General features: G+C 39.6%; 1 protein-coding gene. It reads left to right on the forward strand.

What is annotated here, in order from left to right; translation table 11 throughout:
• The coding region (locus J3U74_RS12190) for a hypothetical protein (protein WP_267346940.1) at nucleotides 1–3,808 on the forward strand (3,808 nt) is incomplete at both ends.

Here is a 3,808-nt window from a genome sequence, read left to right on the forward strand (position 1 = left end):
GTTGCCGCCGGCATTAATGAGCAAGGAAAACTGATCCATAATAAAGGCAATATTTCCGGCACCGCAAATGACATCAATTTCAACGGTAAAAACAGTGCCGGCCAGACACTATCGCTCAATGCAAAGAACAATCTGAATCTGAACAACAGTCAAACTTATGCCAATAAGCTGCATTTGACCGGTGAAGAGAATATTTCTCTCAATTCGGCAAAAATTCAGACAGAGCAACAATTACAGTTATCAAATAACCAACAAATCGATATTGATAACGCAACAGTGCAAGCTAAACAAGGGATTGAAATACAAACCAATAAGCTCACTGCCGACCATAGCCAACTGTTAGCGCAAGAGTCTATCACCTTAAAAGCAGATCAAATAAAAGCGCAAGCAGCAGACCTTAACACTAACAGTGCCATTGATATCCAGGCCAATGATGTGCAGATGCAATCGGGTAACTTAAGTGCTAAAGGGGAAATTACACTATCGGCGGATAACGCCATTATGGATAATTTACAGGCCGTTACTGAGCAATCATTAGCAATTACCGCTCAAACGTTATCCACGCAAGAAGCCAATATACAAGCCGGGCAAGATATCTATGTTGAAGCCAATACCATCGAAAACGCTTCAAGCTTTATCCGATCGAATGGGCCGATTAATTACTACTTTAATCGCTTAAATAATCAAGGCGCCACCTTAGTCAGCGACCGGGAAATCAGTCTGGTTGGTGATAGCCTGTTTAATGAAAAGGGTAAATTGCAAGGTACCGGCAACATTCACATTTCAGCTTATCAATTATTTAACAACCAATTTGGTACAATTTTATCAGATAAATCAATCATGGTTTATTCTGAAAAAATCAACAATGATAACGCTAAATTGGTCGCCAATAATGGCTTATTACTCTCTGCCCGGCAGTTATCGACCAACAACAGTTATTTGTATGGGAATACTAACATAACATTAGATGCGGAAAAGCAATTGAGTGCCAAAGGCGCAACTCTTTATTCCGAAGGCATCATTGCATTAGACAGTGAGAAAATTGATTTAACCGATGCTTCTGTCAGTGCTAAGGACGATATTAACGTTAGCGGTCAGCAACAGAACTTAACCAAAAGTGAGTTTTTATCCAACGGTCAAATCAATTTGGACGCCACGACCATTGAGGCTGACGATGCGGTTATCAGAGCGGCCAAAGATCTATCCATTAAAGCTTTAAAGCTGGCATCATTCAACCGTGGTCAATTGTACGCTAACCAACAACTGAATCTGACAGCGGCGCAAGCCAACACCCATCATTCAACGCTTTATGCCATAAATGGCATGACGATCAACACGACCGAACTCAATAACCAGGACGGCAAATGGATCAGTGGCGGTCATGTTGCAATATTAGCCAAATACTTTAATAACCAATACACCAATATTCAGGCTGAAAAAGACCTGACTATTGACAGTGAGCAGTTAGATAACCGTGAAGCAACCTTAATATCTTTCAAAAATCTGGCCATCAATACCCAGGATCTCGACAACACAAAAGCGCGAATTCAGGCAAGTAAAATAAGTATTAATGCAACCGGAAACGTTAACAATAATGCCGGTATATTCATTGCCCAAACGGCAGGTATCGATATTCATGCCAATAACATCATCAACAGCGCTGCTCGACTTTGGGGTGTGCAATCTATTACCCTAAAATCCAACCAGTTAGATAATCAAAAAGCGCAATTATCCAGTAATGGCATCATTAATCTAACCAGCGATGTTATGGATAATAGATCGAGTGTGATTCAGGCTAAACAAGGCATTGAGATTAAAAGCAAGCAACTTAGCAGTGACCTTGCGCAGTATGTTTCTGAAGGTGATTTCACTATCAACAGTGAAAACGCCTCACTCAATCAAGCCTCGCTTGGTAGTAAAGGCAATATGCAAATTAATACACAGCACGTTTTAGCGTTACAAAATGCCCAACTGGTTGCTGAAAAAAATATGCAAATTCGCGCTGAGCAAATCAATACCACGGAAAGTGAAATTGGCGCACAAGGCAATATCGATGTTGACGCCTCAACGCTGATTAATAACCAGGCTAAATGGCAGGCGAAGCAGAATATCAACATTAACGCTAACCAATTTGATAACTCAGCGGCTCAACTTGTTTCAGATCAATCCATAACTATTCACAGCCAGCAACTGAATAATGATCAAGCGGCGTTGAGTGCTAAAGACAATATTACGATCGAGGCACAAACCGTCGAGAATGCCGAGGCTAAATTATTTAGCGGTCAATCAATTACCGTTGATTCAACTAAACTCAATAATCAAGACGCCGTGTTTAAAGCCGATAATGCAATAACGATCAATAATCAGGCGTTTAACAACGCTAATGCGACTTTAGTGGCGAATGCGGCCATAAAAATAGCCACCAAAGCACTGAATAATGCTAATGCAACATTACAATCACAAACAGAAATTGCGGTCAAAGCCGATCAATTTGACAATCAGTCCGCCTTACTGCTTTCCGGTAAAAACGGTACCAATATTGAAAGCCAAACACTCAATAACCAACAAGCAAAAATATTAACGCAAGGCGATTTGACCATTAAGGCTGACGACATTGCCAACCAAAATGCCAAATTAGTGGCGGATAAAGCGATATCGATTCAAACCAATCAAATCAATAACCAACAAGCTGATTTACAAGCCAAAGGCAATATCGACATTAATGCTGTAACGCTTAATAATGAGTCAGCCAATGTGGTGTCGGAAAACACTATTACTTTCGATGTTGCTAATGGTATCAACAACCGTTTTGCTGAGCTGACCGCTAGTGGCGCCATTAAACTCGCTTCATTAAATGGTCATATTGAAAACCAACATGCCAAATTATTGTCTAATAACGGTATTTCATTACAGGCAATCAATATTGATAACCAATCCGCCTCGTTTAAAACCAATGGTCTTGTTGATATTAAGGCACAGCAAATTAATAACCGCCAATCTCACTATGTAGCAGAAAATATCCTGCTCGAAAGCAACGCTTTAAACAATCAGTTAGCCAGTTTAACCGCCAATAATAAAATTATTATTGATGCTAAGGACTTTGATAACGATCAAGGTTATTTACTCTCTGACAACTTATTGCTCAAAACAAAATCATTTCGTGGTAATGGTACGATTAAAACGAAAAATGATTTATCGCTTGAGTTAGAAGACAGTTTTGTTAATGACAGTGAAATTACCGCGAATGGTCACTTATCGATTAGCAGTGAAAATGACATCATCAATAAAAACAAAATTACAGCCGGCAAACAAGTCAGCTTAAAAAGCCAACAACTTATCAATGAACAACAAGCAGAAATTAGTGCCGATTATCTGGCATTAAATCATCAAAATGCCACCAACTATGGCCTAATTAATGGCACAACAGCAATTATTGACAGTAACACATTAAATAACTTACAAACCGGTCGAATCTATGCCGATAATTTAGCCATTAACGCCATAACGCTGAATAATCGGGCACAAAATGGTACTGCGCCGGTCATTGCTGCCCGACAAAATTTTCATTTAGGGGTCAATACGCTCAATAACTATGCGCATGCTCAGTTATTGAGTCTGGGTGATTTTATTATTGGCGGCGAACTTGATGAACATTACAATGTAAAAGGTCAAGCCGAACTGATTGAAAACCATTCAGCAACCATTGAATCACACGGCAATTTATTTATTAATGCTAAGCGCATTAATAATATTAATGACCATATTGTCACTGAAATGCGCCAAAGTGACGAGCCACCGGAACATGAAC

This window comes from Gilliamella sp. B3892, from assembly GCF_026536305.1.
Lineage (GTDB): Bacteria > Pseudomonadota > Gammaproteobacteria > Enterobacterales > Orbaceae > Gilliamella.